At 62.3% G+C, this 20,873-nt stretch carries 13 protein-coding genes; 5 read left to right on the forward strand and 8 right to left on the reverse strand.

Annotated elements, in window-relative coordinates:
• Positions 1-549 precede the first annotated feature (549 nt).
• Positions 550-4,056, forward strand: a complete 3,507-nt coding sequence (locus tag KQ659_RS05030) for a T9SS type A sorting domain-containing protein (RefSeq protein ID WP_216690020.1) — start codon at positions 550-552, stop codon at positions 4,054-4,056.
• 174 nt (positions 4,057-4,230) lie between these two features.
• On the opposite strand, the gene KQ659_RS05035 is transcribed toward KQ659_RS05030, so the two are convergent.
• The 4 genes from KQ659_RS05035 to KQ659_RS05050 all read right to left on the reverse strand — a co-directional run bounded on the left by KQ659_RS05035 (position 4,231) and on the right by KQ659_RS05050 (position 11,991).
• Entirely contained in the window at positions 4,231-6,171 is a 1,941-nt protein-coding gene (locus tag KQ659_RS05035) for a DUF3857 domain-containing protein (RefSeq protein ID WP_216690019.1), read from the reverse strand.
• 91 nt (positions 6,172-6,262) lie between these two features.
• On the reverse strand, positions 6,263-8,314 hold the full coding sequence (locus KQ659_RS05040) for a DUF3857 domain-containing protein (protein ID WP_216690018.1): 2,052 nt from the start codon (positions 8,312-8,314) through the stop codon (positions 6,263-6,265).
• A 113-nt stretch (positions 8,315-8,427) separates the two neighbouring features.
• Positions 8,428-10,488, reverse strand: a complete 2,061-nt coding sequence (locus tag KQ659_RS05045) for a DUF3857 domain-containing protein (RefSeq protein WP_216690017.1) — start codon at positions 10,486-10,488, stop codon at positions 8,428-8,430.
• A gap of 264 nt (positions 10,489-10,752) precedes the next feature.
• Positions 10,753-11,991, reverse strand: coding sequence for an MFS transporter (locus KQ659_RS05050; RefSeq protein ID WP_216690016.1), 1,239 nt, complete (start codon positions 11,989-11,991; stop codon positions 10,753-10,755).
• A 454-nt stretch (positions 11,992-12,445) separates the two neighbouring features.
• Between KQ659_RS05050 and KQ659_RS05055 the strand changes: the two genes are divergently transcribed.
• Positions 12,446-12,724, forward strand: coding sequence for a DUF1294 domain-containing protein (locus KQ659_RS05055; RefSeq protein WP_216690015.1), 279 nt, complete (start codon positions 12,446-12,448; stop codon positions 12,722-12,724).
• A gap of 277 nt (positions 12,725-13,001) precedes the next feature.
• On the opposite strand, the gene KQ659_RS05060 is transcribed toward KQ659_RS05055, so the two are convergent.
• A complete protein-coding gene (locus tag KQ659_RS05060) occupies positions 13,002-13,706 on the reverse strand; it encodes a hypothetical protein (protein WP_216690014.1) in 705 nt (234 codons plus the stop codon).
• Positions 13,707-14,025: 319 nt separating this feature from the next.
• Here KQ659_RS05060 and KQ659_RS05065 point away from each other — a divergent pair, with 319 nt between their 5' ends.
• Entirely contained in the window at positions 14,026-15,909 is a 1,884-nt protein-coding gene (locus tag KQ659_RS05065) for an ABC transporter ATP-binding protein (protein ID WP_216690013.1), read from the forward strand.
• 252 nt (positions 15,910-16,161) lie between these two features.
• Here KQ659_RS05065 and KQ659_RS05070 read toward each other — a convergent pair whose 3' ends face one another.
• Complete coding sequence (locus KQ659_RS05070; protein ID WP_216690012.1) at positions 16,162-16,554, reverse strand: Uma2 family endonuclease; 393 nt, start codon at positions 16,552-16,554, stop codon at positions 16,162-16,164.
• Positions 16,555-16,898: 344 nt separating this feature from the next.
• Between KQ659_RS05070 and KQ659_RS05075 the strand changes: the two genes are divergently transcribed.
• Both KQ659_RS05075 and KQ659_RS05080 read left to right on the forward strand, forming a co-directional pair.
• The gene (locus tag KQ659_RS05075; protein ID WP_216690011.1) at positions 16,899-17,312 is read left to right on the forward strand and encodes a histidine phosphatase family protein; all 414 of its coding nucleotides are present in this window, start codon (positions 16,899-16,901) and stop codon (positions 17,310-17,312) included.
• A 306-nt stretch (positions 17,313-17,618) separates the two neighbouring features.
• The gene (locus tag KQ659_RS05080; RefSeq protein WP_216690010.1) at positions 17,619-18,233 is read left to right on the forward strand and encodes a DUF4136 domain-containing protein; all 615 of its coding nucleotides are present in this window, start codon (positions 17,619-17,621) and stop codon (positions 18,231-18,233) included.
• Between the two features lie 65 nt (positions 18,234-18,298).
• On the opposite strand, the gene KQ659_RS05085 is transcribed toward KQ659_RS05080, so the two are convergent.
• Both KQ659_RS05085 and KQ659_RS05090 read right to left on the reverse strand, forming a co-directional pair.
• On the reverse strand, positions 18,299-19,342 hold the full coding sequence (locus KQ659_RS05085) for an XdhC family protein (protein WP_216690009.1): 1,044 nt from the start codon (positions 19,340-19,342) through the stop codon (positions 18,299-18,301).
• A gap of 46 nt (positions 19,343-19,388) precedes the next feature.
• Positions 19,389-20,807 carry a urate hydroxylase PuuD gene (locus KQ659_RS05090; protein ID WP_216690008.1) on the reverse strand — a complete coding sequence of 473 codons (1,419 nt, stop codon included), beginning with the start codon at positions 20,805-20,807 and terminating at the stop codon, positions 19,389-19,391.
• Positions 20,808-20,873: the final 66 nt, after the last annotated feature.

Consider the following 20,873-nt stretch of genomic DNA (forward strand, 5'->3'; position numbering starts at 1 on the left):
AAAAGCATCTAAACCCGCAGCCTTGGCTTCTGCCTCATTCGCTCCCCGGCACTGAAGTGCCGGGGAGCGAAAAAAACCTAAGTCGTATTTGGAAATAATACTATTGAGCACCAACATAAAGGTGCAGCGAGCTTCCCTGCATAAATGAGAGAGATATAAAAAAACCAAACTTGAATATTGATAATTAATTGTCATATAATTTTAATTTTAAAAATGTGTTCACTGATTATTTAGGAAAGTAAATAATCAGATATAAAAATTATAAAGTGCAGAAGTGCTGTTTTAACCGCCGATAGTTGGGTTTTGTCGAATATAAAATAACTTCTATTGATTGCAATACTAATTTTGTATTGATCAATTCCTAGGTTGATAATTGATTTTAATATCTCATGCTTAATAGCATTGGTATTGCTAGATTCTTATTTTCAGGGTGATAAAGATGGAATTGCTGATTTGTGATGCCATTTTTTTTTGCTCAAAAAAACATAAAAATTGGAATCTATAAATAATTGACCTGATTTTAGAAAAAAGCACACATAAACACCTTTCATGCAACGAGAATTACAATTAGGCCGCAAGCTGTTGGCCGTGGTTGGCAAACAACGTTTCAATCACCTGCTGCGCACAGGAGCTTTGGCGTTGTTGCTGGCGGGCACGGGCCGGCAGCAGGCGGCTGCCCAGGCGGGCAAAAGTGGGGTTGGCACGATAGCTACTACCAATGCCATCGTGAACGAATACACTGCCCTGACGGCCAACGCGACTACGGGCGCTACTACCATCACGGTAGCCAGCAGCTTGCTGAACGCCAACAACCGCTTCGCCGCTCCGCTGGCGGCCGGCGACCTGCTGCTGCTGGTGCAGCCCCAGGGAGCCGCCATCAGCACCGCCGATGATGCTACCTACGGCACCGTGACGGCCCTCAACAATGCCGGCCGCTACCAGCTGGTTGAAGTTGCTGCAGTACCCACGGCCACTACTATTGCGCTGAGCTGCAAGTTATTCAGCTCGTATACCACGGCGGGCCATGCCCAGGTAGTGCGCGTGCCGCGCTACACCACGCTCACCGTAAACACCAACATCAGCGTGAAAGCGCAGGCCTGGAATGGTACTACGGGTGGCGTGCTGGCCATCGAAGCCACCGGCGACGTGACGCTGGCTACCGGCGCTACGCTCGACGTGTCGGCCCTAGGCTTTCGGGGTGGCGCGTTGGAGCAGAACACCGACGCGGCCCCCAACAATGACCTTGGCTACCGCTCGACGGCCAGTAACTACGCGGCTGAGAAAGGCGAGAGCATAGCCGGCACCATTGCCGAGTATGATGCGCTGAATGGCCGCTACGGGCGCGGTGCCCCGGCCAACGGCGGTGGCGGCGGCAACTCGCACAACGCCGGCGGCGGCGGCGGCGGCGGCGCCAACGTGGCCGGGGCCGGGGCCACCTACACCGGCACCGGCAACCCCGACCGGGGCGCCAGCAACGCCTACGACGCCGCCTGGAACCTGGAGGCGGCCAATTTCGCCACCTCAACCTCTTCCGGCGGCGGGCGTGGGGGCTACAGTTACTCCAGGACCAATCAGAATGCCCTGACGCTGGCCACCGGCCAGGCGGCCTGGGGCGGCGACAACCGCCAGAACAAAGGCGGCTTCGGCGGCCACCCCATGGTGAGCAGCGGTCGGGCCTTCTTCGGTGGCGGCGCCGGCGCCGGCGACTCGAACAATAATAGCGGCACGGCCGGCGCGGCCGGTGGCGGCTTTATCTACCTGGTAGCGGGCGGGGCCGTAACCGGCGGCTCGCTGCTGGCCGATGGCGGCTCGGTGACGGTAGTGAGCAACAACGACGGCGCGGGCGGCGGCGGCGGCGGCGGCAGCGTGGTAGTGAACTCAACCAACCTGACTACCACGGCCCTGCTGGCCCGGGGCGGCAAGGGCGGCAGTCAGAGCGCCCTTCCCGCAGAAGCGGAAGGCGCGGGTGGCGGCGGCGGCGGCGGCCTGGTGAGCTACACCAACGGCGCACCCACCACCGACGTTAGCGGCGGCCTGAACGGGACATCGCTCTCAGGGTCGCTCACCGAATTCCCGCCCAACGGCGGCACCCGGGGCGGCGCAGGTCGCGCCGATGCCGGTGCCTGCTCGGTAGCGCTGTGCCAGTCGGTGGCTGATGTGGCCACCAGCATCAGCTTCGGTACCAATCCCTTGCCCGCCAATCAGCAGGCGGTTATCAATGTGACTTTCATCAACAATGGCCCCGACGCGGCGGATAATGTGACGCGCTTCGTGCAACTGCCCGCCGGCCTGGGCGCGGGTGCCGTGACGGTGACCACCAGCACGGGTTCGGGTAGCTATGATAATGCGACTGGTCAGGTGACGTTCACCGCGGTAACAACCCTGGCCAACGGGGCCAATGCCAACGCGACCATCAACTACACGCCTTCCGTGGCGGGCACCGTCGCAATAACGTCCACCATCAGCACTACTACTTCGGAAGCGTGCCAGTTGGACGACGACAACTCGGGTACCAACAACTTGGTGGTGATTTACCCCGCCGATTTGAATGTGACGCTGAGCGGCCCCAGCACAGTGGCAGCGGCCTCCGCTGTTACGTATACGGCTATCGTGCAGAATATTACCCCGTCTGGTGGCTCCGGCACGGCCGATGCTACCAGCACGGTGCTCACGGTGCAGCTGGCCAAGGCCTTGCTCATCAGGGATTTCCCGGCCGGTACGACGTATGATTTCGATACGGGTATTGCCACGCTGGCCATTGGGCAGGTGAACCGGGGCACGTCGCAGAGCTTCGCCTTCACCTTCACGCTGCCCAACAACAACCAGTCCGTGGCGGGCGTGGCTTCGGCCACGGCCTTTGAGCCCGACCCGGACGCGACCAACAACAACGGCGTGGCCAGCACTATGCGCGTGGCTACCACCGTAACCATGCCCGTCGGCACCGGCACCTGCGCCGGCACCACCTACGATGGCACGACTGCTACGCAGGGCCTGTATGCCGAATATTTCAAGGGCTATTTCAACGACGTCCTCACGTTCTTCGACTCGCCCAAAGTAGCTGATATGAAGCGCTCAGAAGGCAGTGCGAACTATACCGCCAGCAATGCCTGGGGCGATTTGTCGGCGGCTTTTGGCAGCGGCTCGGTCACCAATCCCGCCCAGTACAGCGTTCGCTATCGGGGCTACCTCACCATTACTACGGCGGGTAGCTACACCTTTACCCTTTACAGCGACGATGCTTCTTACCTGTGGCTTGACAACTCGGCCCGCGCCACCCCGCTGGTTGCGGCCAATGCCGCAGTGAACGACGGCAATCTGCACGGCCCGCAATCGGTGACCAGTGTGGCCATTACTATGGGGGCCGGGGCGCACCCGCTGCTGGCCCTCTACGGGGAAAATACTGGCGGTAATGTGTTCCGTATTTCTTATTCGGGCCCCGATACGGGCAATGCCACGGTCGTGATTCCTATGAGCGCCATGTGCAACCGCCAGTTCAGCGGCCCGCTGCCGGTGACGCTCACTGCTTTCACGGCCAAGGCCGAAAGCCGCGCCGCCCGCCTGAACTGGAATACCGCCACGGAGCTGCACAACGACCATTTTGACCTGGAGCGCAGCCGCGACGGCGTGACTTTCCAGAAGTTGGCCGAAGTGAAAGGCGCGGGCTCCAGCACTATTTCGCATGACTATAGCTACCTCGATGCCAACGCCGCCGAAATGGGCGGGGGCAAGGTGTACTACCGCTTGCGCCAGGTGGACCTGGACGGCACCAGCGAATACTCGCCGGTGCGGACGGTGGCATTTGGTGTGGGTGCGGCGGGCTTCGTGCTGTTTCCCAACCCGGCACAGCAGCGCGTGGGCCTGCAGCTGAGCCTGGCCACGGCCGGCACCATCAGCCTCACCGATTTGGCCGGCCGCGTGGTAATGCAGCAGACCATTGAGGCCGGAGTCACCCAGCCTTCGCTCGACCTCAGCACGGTGGCCACCGGTATCTACGTGGTGCAGGTGGTGCAGAATGGCCAGCGCTTCACGCAGAAGCTGGTGCACACCGGCAACTAAGCAGAACGGTCATTCCGACGGAGGAGGAATCTGGGTAAAGCCGTTGAACGGTAATCATCAGATTCCTCCTCCGTCGGAATGACCGTTTTGCATTCAGGCACAAAAAAGGCCGTTTCCTCGTTGGAAATGGTCTTTTTTGTGCCTGAATGATTTCACCTGCCGCCGTATATCCGGTTAGCTCTCCGTTTTCAATAACACCACCTGCGTCTTATCGGCTACGCTGATTTTACGGCGGAAGTCGAGGTAGCCGGCGTAAGCGGTTTTGGGCAGGTGGCCGCGCTTCAGCTCCAGCCGGCGGATATACTGAATGGTGCCATCGGGCAGGGTGGCGTACTGGCTGGCGTAGGTGCCGTAAGCGGTGCTGAGCTGCACGGGGGCGGGCAGAGTTTCGGGCTGGAAGCCGGTGGGCAGGTGCAGCCGCACGGTATCGGCGTGCAGGCTGGCGTGGTCGAGCCACAGGTCGGACTGGCGCTCGCCCACTTGCGCGGGCAGGGCGGGCAGGCGGCTCAGCAGGTTGGGGTTGATGAACACCCGCTTGCCGCTGGGCAGGGCAAAGCCCGGCAGGGTCAGCGCCAGGTGCTCGACCACTCCTGGCAGCGGGCCGGCCGGCGCGGCGGCCAGGCTCAGCTTGGTAAGGGTGAACGTGGACAGCCGCAGGTGGTCGGTGACGTACTTTTTCTGTTCTACCGGCCCCAGCTCGTTCAGCAGGGCGGCATACAGGTCCTGCTCCTGGCCGGTGCGCAGGGTGCGGGCCGTGGCCGTGGCGCTGCCCGCAGCATCCAGAAACAGGTCGAGGCGGCGCACCTGGCGATTCTCGGCGGTGCCGTAGCGGGGCGTAGCCACCAGCTTGCCGCCCTCGGGCGTGAGCAGCAGCGCGTGGCGGTTGCCCGTGAAGCTGCCCATGTAGCCGAAGGCATTGGTTTGGCTGGTGCACTCCAGCCACAGCGTGTCGGCCCGGTCGCCTTTGGCCGGCGGCACGCACACAATAACGTGGTTGAACTGGGTGCTGGGAAAGTCGGCCCGGATATCGGGCTCGTCCGGCCCGGCTTTCACCAGGGCCACGCAGGCGGGTACGCCTGCCGCCTTCAGCAAGGCCACCGTGTAGTTGCTCAGGGCCTTGCAGTCGCCGTAGCCGTTGCTGGCCACCGAACTGGCCGGGAAGGTCTGCCAGCCCCCCAGGCCCAGCTGCACCGAGATGTAGCGGGTACTGCCCTGCAGCATTTCGTACACGCGCTGGGCGCGGGCGCGGGCATCGGGGGCGTCGCGCACCAGCGCCTGCACCTTGGCCAGGGTGGCGGGCGGCAGCACGTCGCGGCCGGCGTTCAGCTCGTAGCTCCACAGCCCAAGGTTCTGCCAGGAGGCCGCCGAACCTTTGTGGCCCTGCACCTCGAAGGTGCCGGGGGCCATGGCCACGGTCGGCGTCAGGTCGGCCAGCAGCGGAGCGGCTTCTTCCTCGTCCACGGCCGGCAGGTTGGCCAGGTGCCACTCGTAGGTTTCCTGGCCGCTGGTGCTGGTGTGGGCCACGGTGGTGCCGGCGGGCAGCTGCCGCTCCTGGTAGCGCAGGGGCAGGGCGGTGGGCGTGGTCACGCGTAGGGTGGCGCTTTGCACGGCCAGGCCTTCGGCTTCCTGCGGCTGCCAGTGCGGGTAGAATAATGCGTTGTCCGACACCGTTTCGTAGTCAAATTCTACGGTGTAGGGCGTTTGGGGCTGGCGCAGGTCGGCGTAGCGAATCCGGACATCGGTCATCAAATCGTTGCCGCCCACGCCCTGGTCGTGGATTTCGGCGGCCCGCAGCTGGTGCAGCAGGCGGCCGTCGGCGTCGTACACGGCCCCGTGCAGGTAGCTCAACGATTCGAGGTCGTAGTAATACTCGCCGTGCCGGCCAAAGTCGTCGCCGGCATCGCTGAGCACCGTCACCACGCGGTGTACGGTGTGCACCAGCCGCCCCGCCGATTTCACGGTCACTACCTCATCATTGGCCCGCAACACGGCGTTGGCCCCTTCGCGCAGGGCCGCCGGAATATCAGCCACCGCATATTTGGGCGCGGGCGCCGCCGGGCGCACCAGAAAGCTGCCAAGTGGCAGCACGGCCAGAAAAGAGAGCAGAGCTTTCATTGGATTGTGAGTTAAGGGTTAAGAGTTAAAGGTTAGGAGTTCAGCGTTAAAGGTTAGGGATTGCCGAGCGCAGTTTCAACTCTTAACTCATCTAGGCTTTCTTCTTGATAATGAGCTTCTCGCCTTGCTTTTCGAGCATCAGGCGGTAGAACTCGCGGAGCTGGGTGTATTCCTCGGCCGCGTACACGGGCTTGCGTAGGCTCATACGACTCATGAGCTGCACCACGCCGGGCGCGCCGGCCGTGATGGTACACATGAAGCGCCCACCGTCCCCGGGCAGCTCCACAATGGCGGGCTTCGGCATTTCGGCCAGCTCGTAGCCGGCGGGCAGGGTCAGGGTTACCATCGTGGTTTCGTCCTGCGGCGCGCCAAAGTCCACGGGAAACAGCCGGTCATCGTGCCGGAAGGGGTTTTGCTCGGCGCTGAACTCGCGCAATGGGCTCAGATAGAGCAGGTCGGCGGTGGCGTTATCGTCGGCGGGCTGGGTGAATTCGTAGTCGAACGCCAGGGGTTTGTCCACGCTTTCGCGTTCGCCCACGGTCAGCTTGGGCACGGTCCACCCGCTGTGCGGGCGGGTCATCTGGGCCAGGTATTTCTTCTCGCCCAGGCTACTTAGCTCCTGGCGGGCCTCGGCGCCGGCGTAGCCGCCGTGCTCCTCGTGCACCTTGCCCGTGAGGCCGCCCTTAGCGTCCATGGTCAGGGCTACCTGCTGGTAGTGCACGTAGCGTTGGGCCGGGTTGAGGTCGACCCAGCGGCCATCTTCGGGTTTTTTCATGATGAGGCGGCCGGCCTGGTTCAGGCAGCGCTTGGGCAGCACACCGCAGGGGAGCAGGGGCTCGGTGGCATCCACCAACAGGTCTTTGCCATCGGCCAGCGGCACCAGCGCCATCACGTAGTTGAAGCGCGACAGCATGGGCTGGGTCTGGTCTACGCGGCCGTGGCTACGGGTGCTCAGCAGCAGCGGATTGGCCGGAATGTCCGCCATGCGCAGGGCCGAGATAAGCAGCAGGTTCACATCGGCCGCCGTGCCGTGGTGGGCATCAAAGGCTTTGCGTAGCGATGCCGTGGTGGCGTAGTGGTCGGTGCCGTCGTAGCGCACGGCGGCCATCACCACTTCGCGCACGGCGGCGGCGCGGGCCGCCAGGTCAGGGTATTTGGCCACCAGCGGCATAATCTGGTCTTTCAGAAAGCCACCCCGGTCCAGCTGCCCGCCAAAGTTATCCATGCCCAGCAGCTCCATGTCGATTTTGGCCCAGGTGCCGGATACATTTTTGTAGGCCTGATTCGGAAACTGCTCGCCGGCCAGCTGAAAGGTGATGCGGTCCAGGTAATCTTCCGACGTGGTCATGAACGGCTCGTCGCGGAAAGCCGGGACGTCCTTCATCACCCAGTCATAGTTGGTGGCGCGCGCCGACACGGCGTCGTTGGTAGCCGCCTCGCGGCTGGTCATCAAGCCGCTGCCTGAGAATCCCCCCGCCGTGTGTATCGTAAACTGTATCGCGCTCTCATTCCGGGTCTGCACGGCCAGCGGGTGGTAGCCCTGTTGCAGCATCTTGTAGTGGAAATACTCCGGAATGATGGCCCGAAACTCGCTCCAGCGCACGGGAATATCCCGCTGAAACGTCCAGTCCTGAAAATTGAACAGGAAGTCGGAAATAACCGTGTAGTTGTACTCAATCACCGAGCCCTCGCGCACATCGGGCAGCGTAAACTTGCGCACCCGCACGTTGGCCGTCAGGTCCTCGGTGAAGGTGTTGGAGCCGTCCAGCTTGGTTTTCACTACCTGGCCATTCACCAGGTTATAGGTGGTGCCGCGCAGGCCGGTGATTTTCTCCTGGCTGTCGCCGCGGTGGTAGAGCGATATTTCCACTGTGGCCGCGTCGTAGCCGGATTTTTTCAGGATTTTGATGCGCGTGGTACGCTCCGATATCAGCTGAAAATCGTTGTTGTTGTACTGGAAATTGGTGGTGCCGTAGTCGCAGAGTACCACGGCTGCGGCGGCCGAGTCGCCCACGAACGGCGCGGCCGTGAAGTCTTTGGGGTCGGGCTTACCAAATTTGATGGGTTCGGTCTGGGCCTGGGCCGTGAGGCTGGCCAGTACCATAGCGGCCAACGCCGCCGGGTAGCGTAACGAGTGCTTCATGAGTAGAAGGGGTGGGGGGAAAGTGATGGGAAATGATGGAGTTGTTTATTGAACGTCATGCTGAGCGCAGTCGAAGCATGACGTTCAATTGATTACAGATAGAAACCCGCTGCTCAGCTGCCAGCCTTCTTCTGAATGATGAGCTTTTCGCCCTGCTTTTCCAGCATCAGGCGGTACAGCTCGCGCAGGTTAGGGTACTGCTCGGCGCTGTACACGGCATTGCGGAGCGTGAGGCGGCTGGTGAGCGTCACCGCCCCCGGGGCGGCGGCCACGCTGCACATAAAGCGGCCGCCGCCCTCGGGCAGGTCCACCACGGCGGGCTTGGGCACGGCGGCCAGCTCGTAGCCGGCCGGCAGGGTCAGGTTGATAACCAGCGTTTCGTCCTGCGCCAGGCCAAAATCGACGGGGAAGTCCCGCTGCTCGCGCCGGAACGGGTTCTGGCCCAGGCCAAACTCGCTCAGCGGGCTCAGGTAGAGCGCGCCGGCGGCGGCGGGGCCCTCGGCGGGCTGCGCAAATTCGTAGTCCAGCACCAGGGGCTTCTCCACGTTGTCGGTTTGGGCCAGGGCGGGCTTGCTCAGCGTCCAGCTTTCGTGGCGCTGGGCGGCGGTGGCCAGGTATTTTTTCTCGCCCTGGCTGGCCAGTCGGGCGCGGGCTTCGGCCCCGGCATAGCCGCCGTGCTCGTCGTGCACCTTGCCCGTGAGGCCGCCCCGGGCATCCAGGGCGAGGGCCACCTGCTGGTAGTGCACGCGGCGCAGGGCAGGGGCCAGGTCCACCCAGCGGCTGTCTTCCGGCTTTTTGGTAATGAGGCGGGCCACCCGGTTGAGGCAGCGCTGGGGCAGCACGCCGCAGGGGAGCAGGGGCTCGGTGGCATCCACCAGCAAGTCTTTGCCATCGGCCAGTGGCACCAGCGCCATCACGTAGTTGAAGCGGTCCAGCAGCGGGTATTCCTTGCTCACGGAGCCGTGGTCGCGGGTGCTCAGCAGCAGCGGCTGGGCCTCGATGCCGGCCTCGCGCAGGGCGGCGATGAGCAGCAGGTTCACCTCGGCCGAGGTGCCCCGGTGGGCCTCGTAGGCCTTGCGCAGCGGTTCGGGCGCAAAGTAGTGGTCGGTGCCGTCGTAGCGCACGGCAGCCATCACGAGCTGGCGCACGGCGGCGGCGCGGTCGGTTATCACCGGGTATTTGGCGGCCAGGCCCTGCAATTGGGACTGCATGAAGCCGATGTGGCCCAGGCGGCCACCAAACTCCTCCTCGGCCAGCAGGCTGGCGTTGATTTTCTCCCAGGTGCCGGTCAGGTCGTGGTAGGGCGCGTCGGGCCACTGCTCGCCGGCGAGCTCAAAATCGAGCCGGGCCACGTAGTCCTGGGCCGTGGTCATAAACGGCTCTTCGCCAAAGGCTGCCACGTCTTTCAGGGCCCAGGTGTGCTCCGCAGTGGGCGCGCTCACGGTGAGCGTGCCCACCTTCTGGCCGGCGCTGATGCCCGCGCCCGCCGGAATCTTATCATCGATTACCAGGTTGGTCGAGCCCACCGTGGCCTTGTTCACGGCAAAAGCCTGCGCGCCCTGATAAATGATTTTGTAGCGGTAAAACGACGGGATGCTCACCCGGTATTCGCTCCAGCGCACCGGAATGTCGCGCTGAAACGTCCAGTCCTGAAAGTTGAACAGGAAATCCGACGTCAGGGTGTAGGCAAATTCCACCACCGAGCCCACGCGCACGTTGGGCAGCGTAAACTTCTGCACATTGACGGTGGGCGTGCGCTTTTCCAGAAACGCGCCGCTGGTTTCGAGGCGGGTTTTCTCCACGGCGTTGTTCACCAGGTTGTAGGTGAAGCCCCGCAGGTTCGACATCTTTTCCTGGTTGTCGTCGCGGTGGTAGAGCGGGATTTCGACGGTGGCGTACTCGTAGCCGGGCTTTTTGAGGATTTTGATGCGCGTCACCCGCTCAAAAATCACCTGGAAACCGCCGCCCTGTCCCTTCAGGCGCGACCGGCCAAAATCGCACAGCACCACGGCCGCCGCCGCGCTATCGCCCACAAAAGGCGCGGCCGTGAGGTCACGGCTATCAATCACCCCAAACTTAATGGGCTCATTCTGAGCACGGGCCGAATAGCCGGTAATCAGCAAAAAAGCCCACGCGAGGCCCAGCCAGCGGTCCGGCCGTAGAGATGCTTGCATGCAGAAAAAAGAATGGAGTAGACAATCTTTGAACCCCTAAAACTAAGGGAATCAAATCGAAAATCATCTATTTTTCATCTTCCTTTTTTTTCGAAGCTGTTCAAATCAGCAAAAGCTTTCACTACGATGTAAAGACGCAGCTTTGCGCCTCGTCGCTAGCGCCTCAAATCCGGATTGTGTTGAACGGGAATGCCCGAACGGAGCGACCGACGAGCCACGAAGTGCTGCGTTGCCGCATCGTTTGGCCAGACCTTCGCGGCGCTATTACACCACTTCCTCGGCCGAAGGCTCGGGCACGGCATCGGCGGCGGCTGAGTGGCCGGCGGGGCGGTCGGCGGGCACCCGCAGCAGGTACCCCAGCGCCGCCAGCACGCACAGTAGGCTGAGGGCGTGCACGTAGGGCAGGTGGGTGGCGTGGTTGCTGAAAATCCAGCCCGCCGCCAGCGCGCCCAGCCCGATGCCGGCTTCGAGGGCGATGTACATGGTGGCCACGGCCCGGCCCCGGCGCAGCGGGTCGCTCAGGTCGATGGTCCAGGCGTAGAGGGTGGGCGAGTTCAGGCCCGTGCCCAGCCCAAACACCACCGCGCCCAGCAAAAACACCGGGATGGAGGGCGTCCAGACCAGGATGGCCAGCCCCACGGCCAGCAGCGCCGTAGACCAGCGCAGCACCGGCACCCGTCCGTATTTGTCCGACGACTTGCCCGCCACCAGCCGCACCACCAGCGAGGCAATGGTGTAGCACAGGTAAAACCAGCCCTTGTGCGAGCCCGTGAGGCCCAGCAGCCGGCTCTGGTCGGGAATCACGGTGAGCACCGCCCCAAACGGAAACAGGCACAGTAGCGTGGTGAGGGCCGCCGGCAGCACCCGGGGCTCCAGCACCTCGCCCCAGTTCAGCTTCAGCAGTCCGAAGCTGAACTTTTGCCGCTGGGCCGGGGGGAGGGTTTCGGTGAGGGTGCCCTGCACCGCCAGCGAGAGCAGCGCCACCCCACTCGACACGTAAAACATCACGTTCAGCGAGAATTGCGTGGCCAGCCACGAGCCCAGGGCCGGGCCGGCGGCCATGCCCAGGCTGCCCGTCACGCCGAGCAGGCCCATGGCCTCGCCGCGCCGTGCCACGGGCACGATGTCGGCGATGAACGCGGCCGTGCCCGTGGGCTTGAAGCCCGTGCTGAACCCGTGCAGCAGCCGCAGCCCCAGAAACCCCGTGACCGTGAGCGCCCACGGGTAGAAAAAACCGCAGATAAAGCACACCAGCGAGCCAAAGACCATCACCGGAATGCGCCCCACGGTATCGGCCAGCTTACCCGAAAACGGCCGGCTCAGCCCGGCGGTGAGCGTGAAGAGGGCAATGATGAAGCCCTTATACTCGCCCCCGCCCAGCCGGGTGAGGTGGTCGGGCAGCTCGGGCAGCAGCAGGTTGAAGCTGAGGAAAAACAGAAACGACGACAGGCACATCAGCCAGAAGCCGAGCGTGTAGGGGCGGGAAGCAGCAGGAACGGGCATGGGTGCCGCAAAGGTCGGCATTGCGCGGGGGATGCTGGCGGTAGCTGGCATGGCTGGCGCGAGTTTAGCGCCGTCTAACTCGTGACCAGATTTCGGGCGAGGCTGTGCCTCGCATCAGAACGGTCCGGTAGAACGGTGCGGCCCCGGCTTGTCGCTGGCGCGGCAGGGGAGGCGCAGCCTCCCCGTCATGATTGGCCACGAGTTACGCGGCGCTAAACTCGCGCCAGATAGGGAGGTGGGGCTTCTTCGGGAAGATACTCCGCCTTTTCCTCGAACGCAGCACCCTAACTTGCGGCCCCGCCGGTGCCATTTTCGCCGGCCGAGCCGCTGGCATTCCGTCTTCCTCGTCCCTTCTGGCACCCGCCCAACTGGTGCAGACCTATGCCGCGACTAACCCGGTCCAAACCCCGCTCCGCTCCGCCCAGCCTAAGCCGCAAGGCCCGCCGCCCGCCCCATGACCATCCTCCTGAACTGCCTGTTGTTTTTCAATCTGCTGTGTTTCCTACTCTTCGCCCTGGATAAACGCAAAGCCCAACGGGGCCAGCGGCGCATTGCCGAAAAAACGCTGCACCTCGCCACGCTGCCGGGCGCGGCCCCCGGTGCGTGGGCCGCAATCTTTATACTGCATCATAAAAACCGCAAAGTCGCTTTCTGGGGCGTTACCCTGGCGCTGACGCTGCTGCAAGGGGCGGTGCTCTATTTCGCGTGGCCCTATTTCCAGGTACCGTTTTAGCCGCGTCAACCGGCTGTCTGCGGGGAACTGAGCCTATAGCAGCGCCCGCATCGGTGGAATCATTCGTGCAAGGTTGGGGCTAGTAATAGCTTTCGGCGGGCTGTGACACTAAGGAGCCTCAGCCGTTAGAGGGGCTGGGGCTTCGGGAGGATACCCCACTGGATGAATGATGCCTCCTCGCAGACGCGCGCCAGCGGGAGCTTTTTTTCGGGGGATAATTTGAACGCCTTTGTTTTTCAGAAAAACTACCGTTTTGCTGAACAGTTGAAGCAAATACTTAGGGCATGTACTGAAAAAACTGAAATGCCTTGGTTCTAGTATTCAGTCGAACGTAGCCTCCACGCAGGCCAATGCAGACCTCGTTGTTGTTGAAAACGGCCACTGAATTCGGATAGAGACTACTCCAAAACGTCTTCTTCAGAATGACTTCTTTTTGTAAATTACGCAGGACCGTAAAGCCATGAAATTGAGCAATGTACACATCGCTGCCCACCACGGCGAATGCCTCCGGTGCGTCATCGAAATCTGCTAGTTTGACCCATGCAAACGCCGGGGCCTTTCCGGTGATTTGATAGAGCGCCCCAGCATTCAGGCTCCCATGAGCCAATCCCTCAATGAAATACACGCCGCCATTGGCTTGGAAAATCAGGCGGATGTTCCCCTCTTTAATGCGCACTGGGGTAGTTGGATTCGCGGCCGATTGAAACAGCAACTTCCCGCCCCATTCGCCGTGGTCCTGGCCGAGGAATGTTCCGTCGGGTGTTAATAGCTGGGGGGACTCTTGCTTGCTGCTTTTCCCGACCACCAGCTTCCCGTCGACGTTTTTCACGGCATACCCCGGCGCGTAGTTCAACTTCGACCAGGCCGCACTCCAAATCGCGGGTGGGGGCATTTCGCGGAACGAGGCCGGCGCATAAGCTTGACCGGCGCTGGAAAAAACCCGGCTCCAAAGTAGCAGGACGAACAGCCAATGAGTACGCATTCAATAAATATTCTTGGGTGGGCATAATGTTACGCTCCTTTTGGTAAACTACTAGCAGGGCCTAAAAACCGAGTGGCCAACAAGCTGCTGTAATGCTTCAAAAGTTTAAGAAACTCGTCTACGAATCAACGTTTACGAAACGTCATGGAGACATGAGTTTCGTAAACGACAGTGTCTCCAAAAAACGTCCGTGTGCTGGAGACTTTTTGGCGCGCATAAGTAGGCGAATGGCTGTAGCGCGGACTACAAAGTCCGCGCTACAGGCTGCCAAAACGGCCGCCTCCCCAAACCCGGCCCCAACCTTGCCCGGACCCCGGCAATGTTTGAATTCCTGAAATCCATTTCCGCCAAGAACCCCAACGCCTCGCGCGGCCCCGAAAAGCCCACCGTGAGCGTGCGCGAGCGGGTATCGGCGTTGCGCCATTTGCCGGCGTTTCTGAAGCTCATCTGGCACACGAGCCCCGCGCTGGCGTTGGCCAATATTGCCCTGCGCCTTGTGCGGGCGTTTCTGCCGCTGGCCACGCTTTATGTGGGCAAGCTGATTATTGATGCCGTGGTGCAGCTCACCCGGTTGCCCGCGCCCGAGCGGCTGCTCACGCCTGTGCTCACGCTGGTGGCGCTGGAGTTTGGCTTGGTGCTGCTGGCCGATGCCCTAGGGCGCGGCGTAGCCCTGCTCGATTCGCTGCTCGGCGACCTGTTCGCCAACCAGTCTTCCATCCGCCTCATGGAGCACGCGGCCGAGCTCGACCTCGACCAGTTCGAAGACAGCACTTTCTACGACAAGCTGGAGCGTGCCCGCCGCCAAACCCTCTCGCGCACCGTGCTCATGAGCCAGGTGCTGGCCCAGGGCCAGGATGCCGTGACGCTCGTGCTGCTGGCCGGCGGGCTGGTGGCCTTCCAGCCCTGGCTGCTGGGGCTGCTGCTGCTGGCCGTGGTGCCGGCCTTCCTCGGCGAGTCGCACTTCAACGAGCGCAGCTACTCCCTGAGCCACTCCTGGACGCCCGAGCGCCGCGAACTCGACTACCTGCGCCAGACCGGGGCCAGCGACGAAACGGCCAAGGAAGTGAAGATTTTCGGCCTCTCTCATTTCCTCATCGACCGCTTCCGCGCACTGTCCGACGACTTTTACCGCCAGAACAAATCCCTCGTGCTGCGCCGCGCCGGCTGGGGGGCGCTGTTCGCCGGCATCGGCGCGGCGGGCTACTACGGGGCCTACGTCTACATCATTGCCCGCACCGTGGCCGGGCAGATTTCGCTGGGCCAGCTCACCTTTCTGGCCGGCTCCTTTGCCCGGCTGCGCTCGCTGCTCGAAGGCATCCTCAGCCGCTTCAGCTCCGTGGCCGATGGGGCCTTGTATCTGCAGGATTTCTTCGATTTCTTTGCCCTGCGGCCGCGCATTGTGCGGCAGGAACTTACGGGCGAAAGACCGATACCCTTCCCCCGGCCCATTCAGCAGGGTTTTGAGTTTGAAAACGTCGGGTTCCAGTATAAAAATGGCACAAAATGGGCCATCCGCAACCTGAGCTTTAAGCTGCAGGCCGGCGAAAAGCTGGCGCTGGTGGGCGAAAATGGCGCGGGCAAAACCACCCTCGTCAAGCTCTTGGCCCGCCTCTATGACCCCAGCGAGGGCCGCATCCTGCTCGACGGCCACGACCTGCGCGAGTACGACCCCGCCGAGCTGCGCCAGGAAATCGGCGTCATTTTCCAGGATTTTGTGCGCTTCCAACTGCCGGCCGGCCAGAACCTGGCCGTGGGTCGCATCGAGGAGCGCGACAATCGGCCCCGCATCGAAACCGCCGCCCACCAGAGCCTCGCCGATACCGTGATTGCCAAGCTGCCCGGCGGCTACGACCAGATGATTGGCCGGCGTTTCAACGGTGGCGTGGACCTGAGCGGCGGCGAGTGGCAGAAAATCGCCCTCGGCCGTGCCTACATGCGCGATGCCCAGCTTCTTATCCTTGACGAGCCCACGGCCGCCCTCGACGCCCGCGCCGAGTACGAGGTTTTCCAGCGCTTCAAGGAGCTGACGCAGGGCAAAACCGCCGTCCTCATCAGCCACCGCTTCAGCACCGTCCGCATGGCCGACCGCATTCTGGTCATCGAAAACGGCCAATTTGTGGAGATTGGCAGCCATGAGGAGCTGCTGGCCAAAGGCGGGCGCTACGCCGAGCTGTTTCAGCTACAGGCGGCCGGGTACCGGTAGGAATGGAGGGAACCCAGTAGGGTGCGGGGTCGTACCCGGTAGGGCTTGCCCCCGCACCCTACTGGGTTTCCATAAATCTTATTCCTGTTCCCCCAAAAAGCCTGCTGGAATCGGCGCTACGCCCGCTTCCTCATAAATCTGCACCAGCGTCATTATCAGATTCAACTTCGGGATAACAACGGCATCGGCGGCTTCGGCCAGGGCGGTGTGGCCCTACACGCCATGCTCGCTCAGCTGGTACCACTCCACCAGTCAGGTTTTTTGCGATACCAGCAGGTAGTGCCGTAGCGAGGGCCGCTTCTTGTACTGATTGAATTTCAGGCCCCGGTCGTAGGCTTCGGTAGAGGGCGAGAGCACCTCCACGATGAGTAGCGGGTGGTGCAGCCGCCGGCTCTCCTGCTGGTCCTGCGGGTCGCAGCTCACTACAATGTCGGGGTAGGTGTAGTGGCGGTTGGCTTCAACGGCCAGCTGCACGGTTTTCATTATCACCTGGCAGCGTTTGCCGCGCAGGACCGGGCGCAACGCCAATACAAAGTTCTGTGCAATGGTATTGTGGGCGATGCTCTCGCCCGTCATTGCAAATGCCTCGCCCTCGAAAAACTCGTGGCGGGTTTCTCCTTGTCCTTTCCAAGGCGAAGTATTCATCGGCCGTGTAGCGGCGCGTTTGTGGTTCGGGCTGTCCCATAGAAACCAAATATACCCCGCCGTGGCCCTGCGGAGGATAATTGTGTACTGCCCCACCCCGCCGCTACCTTGCGGCCCACCGCATCGGCTTTTTTACGTTCTCTCCATCATGCCCAAACTCACCGAAATCGACCAGGCCAAGCTTTAGTTACTGTACCTGCTCAGCCCACTGGCTCCGAAAGCGGCCGCTAGCACCGCGCCTGCGCCTGTGCTGCGCATCGTCTATTATCCGGCACGGCGAGAAGCCTGCCGAGGGCGACAACCTTTCCTGCGCCGGCCTCAACCGGGCGCTGGCCCTGCCCGCCGTGCTCAACCAGCTGATGCCCTCGCCGCCCAACCTCACCTTCGTGCCCGTCATCGGCACCAACGACGAGGACACCACCCGCGTGCGAATGCTGCAAACCGTGATGCCCTACGCCGTGCAGCACAACCTCACCATCAATAGCGACTTTATGGTGGCCAACACCAAGGCCTTTGCCCGGCAGCTACGCCAGCTCCGGGGCACCGTGCTGGTGGTGTGGGAGCACAACAGCATCGTGGAGATTGCGCAGGATTTGGGCCTCGAAGACGTGTCGGACTGGCCCGATACCGATTTCGACAGCATCTGGACCATCAGCTTCAGCGGCGGCGGGGCCAAGGGCAAGGCCAAGCGCCCCGTGCTGAGCCGGTCCAGGCAGCACATTCACCCCTCGGCCATTTGCCCGGGCCAGGGTACCTGACGCGCTGCCTCTGGTGGAAGTGCCGGCCGCCCTGGGGTATTCCAAAATCCTGCGGCCCTCGTTTGGCGCGGAAGCCCGGTTTTGGGGTTGGCAGCTGGCCGTTTGAGGAAGTAGCTCGGCCGAATCAGGGTCGGCCGAGGGTGGGGGCGCGCCGGGGGGTGCCTGCCGGAAGCTACCGGCGGGCGATAATCGCGGCTGGCAGGTCGTGAGGTAAATAATCATAATTTTTTCGCCTGTTTTAAACCCCTAAGTGCTTAAGGTTTCGTAAATTGGTAGTTCCATCGTCCACCGAGAATTCCCTTACGTATGAAACCTACTATTACCTTATTGATGCTCGTTTTGCTGGCCCTGACGGGCTGCATGACCACCCGCGAAGCCCGGGTAGATTCGGATTATAGCTACAGGGGCAATTTTCGCCACTACCGCACCTACGATTTCATGACCGGCACCGGCCTCACCTCCGACACCAGCAGTCTGGGCGAATCTGTGCGCGAAGCCATTCAGCAGCGCTTCCTGGCCCAGGGCTACCGCCGGGTCAAGCGCCGCCCCGATATGCTGGTGAACTTCCGGCTGTACCAGGGCGATATGAAATTCCACGGCTTCCAGCAGGAAGACCTCAGCCAGTGGATTAAGCGCAACATCGAGGAAACCGACGACACCCCCCGGGAAGACCGCCAGGGCTACGAGCCCATTCGCCTGCTGCTGGCCGAAGGCACCCTCCTGGTTACCCTCATCGACGTGAAAACCAACCGCGCCGTCTGGAACGGCTACGCCTCAGGCGTGACCGTGCCCGAAGGCCCCATGGGCGAAGTCGTGCTCCGGCGCTCCGTGCGCTCCATCCTGGACCGCTACCGCATTTTCACCGAGGGGTTTGCCAACGGCAACCTGGGCGGTAACGGCGCCAGCGACACGGAGCAGTAGCCCGTAGTAGCGCGGACTTTTAGTCCGCGAGTAAGCAAAACGCCACGCATGATGTGACCCGCGGACTAAAAGTCCGCGCTACGCCGTGCCTGAATCAGCTCGGCGGCGATGCTAATGGCAATTTCCTCGGGGGTCTGGCTCTGGATGGGCAGGCCGATGGGGCCGCGCAGCCGCGCAATCTCAGTTTCTGAAAACCCGGCTTCCCGCAGGCCCCAGCGCAGCTCGGCTACCTTCACGGTGCTGCCCATCACGCCTAGGTAGCGGTAGGGGTGGCCCTGCCGGGTACGACCCTGCCGGGCGCGGTGCAGCAGGTGGCGCAGCACCACGGCATCGGTGCGATAGCCCACGGTCATCACCACCACGTAGCGGTGCGGGCCGGCGGGGATTTCGGCCGCTATGTTTTCGTAGTCGATAACGCGCCGATGGTGCGCCGCCTGGTTGCTGTCGAGCGTGGGCAGGTTGGGGCGGTCGTCGAGCACGGTCAGCTCAAAATCCAGCGCGGCCGCCACGTTGGAAAGCGCCAGGCTGACGTGGCCGCCGCCCACAATGGTAAGCTGGTCGCGAAAGCCTAGCCGCTCGCGGTAGCCCCACGCCGCCCCCGCCTGGTAGTCACAGAAGCCGGCCAAGTCGGTTGCCGCCGCAGCAGTTGCTCCATCAGTCGCGGCTGTTGCGGGCGGCAGAAATCGGAGCCCGTTTGCCGCGCTCCATTCCAGAAAGCCGCCGCTGAGCGTCTGCAAAGCGCTTTCGATGGCCGTTACGGCGGCTAAATCAGTGGGCCGCAGTGGCCAGAGCAGTACGTCCTGCTCGCCCGAGCACATCATCCCGGAGCGGTCGGCGGGCGCCTCCCGGCGGTGCACCTGGGGCCGCAGCAGGGGCATCGCATCGCCGGATTGCAGGCGCTGGCGGGCCAGCTCCACCCATTTGTGCTCCATGATGCCCCCGCCAATGGAGCCGGCCACGGTGTCGGCCGTCACGGCCATCTTGAAGCCCTGGCGGCCGGGGCTGCTGCCCTCGCTACGCAGCACGGCCAGCAGGGCCACGGGCGTGCCGGCCCGCAGGCAGGCAGCAGCAAGAGTCCAGACGGGCAGGTCGCGGGGGGGGGAGGGCATTGGGTAGGTAAAAAGAATCGTCATGCTCATCTGGCGTCCATTGCTGCTACTTGTTCTGCGCCCCCTGATTAATCCAGCACGCAATGAGGTCGCGCTCCTCCTGGGTAATCTGGGTTTTGTTGTTCTGGGGCATCGTTTTCGTCACTACTACGCGCTGCATGATTTTGTCTTTCAGTCGAATAATATCCTCCGGCGTGTCATATACCACGCCGTTGGGCGGCGACTTGAACACGTCATCCGTCGGGTGCGCCGAGTGGCACTGGATGCAGCGCTTCTGCACAATCATGTTCACCTGGCTCATGGTTACCTGCTGGGTGCAGGCGCTGCCGCCGGCCGCGCTGCCCGATTGCACGGGCGGGGCCGTCACGAACACCACCGCCAGCAGCAGGGCCACGGCGGCGGGCAGTACCCATACGGCCGAGTCGGTCTGGTGCTTTTCGCGCAGGTTCAGCCAGTGCTTCACGCCGGCCGTACCCAGCGTGATGGCCGCCAGAATGGCCCACGGATACGCGTGCCCGAAGGTGCTGGGAAAGTGGTTGCTCACCATCACAAACAGCACGGGCAGCGTGAAGTAATTGTTGTGCAGCGAGCGGGCCAAGGCATTTTTGCCCAGCTGCGGGTCGAGGGGCGTGCCTTCGGTGGCAGCTTTCACCATGGCTTTTTGGGCCGGAATAATGGTGAAGTACACGTTGCCCACCATCAGCGTGCCCAGCATGGCCCCAAAGTGCAGGTAGGCCGCTCGGGCGCTGAACACCTGCGCATAGAAAAACGCAAACGCCGTGGCAACAATAAACCCAACGACCATGAACCACTTGCTGCGCACAAGCGCCGTGCGGCTCAGTCCATCATAAATCAGCCAGGCCACCACAAACGAACCCACCCCGAGGCCCACGCCCGCCAGCGGCGAAATATCCAGCACGCGCGGGTCAATCAGCATTGAGCTGGCGTTGAAGTAGTACACCACAAACAGCAGGCTGAAGCCCGAGAGCCAGGTGAAATAGGCCTCGTACTTAAACCAGTGCAGGCTTTTGGGAATGACTTTGGGGGCCGACTTATACTTTTCGAGGTAATAGAAGCCGCCGCCGTGCACGGCCCAGAGGTTGCCGGCCAGCTCGTCGCGCACGTTCTCGGTGCGGTTGAGGGCGTTTTCGAGGAACACGAAGTAGAACGAGGCGCCAATCCAGGCAATGCCGAAGGTGATGTGCATGAGGCGCACCACGATATTGAGCCACTCCAGAATGTGGCCGGCCCAGGGCGTGTCGCGGGCCAGCACCCAGGCCGTGCCCACGGCGGCCAGCACCGCCAGCAGCATCAGCAGGTAGGAGTAGCCCGCCAGCGTCGAGCCATTCTCGCCCACCACGCCGCCATCGGGCCGGGTTTTGGCCGCACGCTGTAAGGCGAAAATGACGCCCAGCAGTAGCAAAAACGTGAGCAGCAGGGCAAACAGGGTAACGTATTGAATCATGTATGTAGGTGGGTAATGAGGAGTTTTGGGGTAGAAGGGGAGGTAGGCGGTAAATCATTCAGTATG

The organism is Hymenobacter siberiensis (genome assembly GCF_018967865.2).
In the GTDB taxonomy this organism is placed as follows: domain Bacteria; phylum Bacteroidota; class Bacteroidia; order Cytophagales; family Hymenobacteraceae; genus Hymenobacter; species Hymenobacter siberiensis.

What these genes read in the sequence shown, in the direction of transcription:
- KQ659_RS05030 (WP_216690020.1), top strand. Translation starts at nt 550, where the DNA reads ATGCAACGAGAATTACAATTAGGCCGCAAGCTGTTGGCCGTGGTTGGC.
- KQ659_RS05035 (WP_216690019.1), bottom strand. Translation starts at nt 6,171, where the DNA reads ATGAAAGCTCTGCTCTCTTTTCTGGCCGTGCTGCCACTTGGCAGCTTT.
- KQ659_RS05040 (WP_216690018.1), bottom strand. Translation starts at nt 8,314, where the DNA reads ATGAAGCACTCGTTACGCTACCCGGCGGCGTTGGCCGCTATGGTACTG.
- KQ659_RS05045 (WP_216690017.1), bottom strand. Translation starts at nt 10,488, where the DNA reads ATGCAAGCATCTCTACGGCCGGACCGCTGGCTGGGCCTCGCGTGGGCT.
- KQ659_RS05050 (WP_216690016.1), bottom strand. Translation starts at nt 11,991, where the DNA reads ATGCCCGTTCCTGCTGCTTCCCGCCCCTACACGCTCGGCTTCTGGCTG.
- KQ659_RS05055 (WP_216690015.1), top strand. Translation starts at nt 12,446, where the DNA reads ATGACCATCCTCCTGAACTGCCTGTTGTTTTTCAATCTGCTGTGTTTC.
- KQ659_RS05060 (WP_216690014.1), bottom strand. Translation starts at nt 13,706, where the DNA reads ATGCGTACTCATTGGCTGTTCGTCCTGCTACTTTGGAGCCGGGTTTTT.
- KQ659_RS05065 (WP_216690013.1), top strand. Translation starts at nt 14,026, where the DNA reads ATGTTTGAATTCCTGAAATCCATTTCCGCCAAGAACCCCAACGCCTCG.
- KQ659_RS05070 (WP_216690012.1), bottom strand. Translation starts at nt 16,554, where the DNA reads ATGAATACTTCGCCTTGGAAAGGACAAGGAGAAACCCGCCACGAGTTT.
- KQ659_RS05080 (WP_216690010.1), top strand. Translation starts at nt 17,619, where the DNA reads ATGAAACCTACTATTACCTTATTGATGCTCGTTTTGCTGGCCCTGACG.
- KQ659_RS05085 (WP_216690009.1), bottom strand. Translation starts at nt 19,342, where the DNA reads ATGCCCTCCCCCCCCCGCGACCTGCCCGTCTGGACTCTTGCTGCTGCC.
- KQ659_RS05090 (WP_216690008.1), bottom strand. Translation starts at nt 20,807, where the DNA reads ATGATTCAATACGTTACCCTGTTTGCCCTGCTGCTCACGTTTTTGCTA.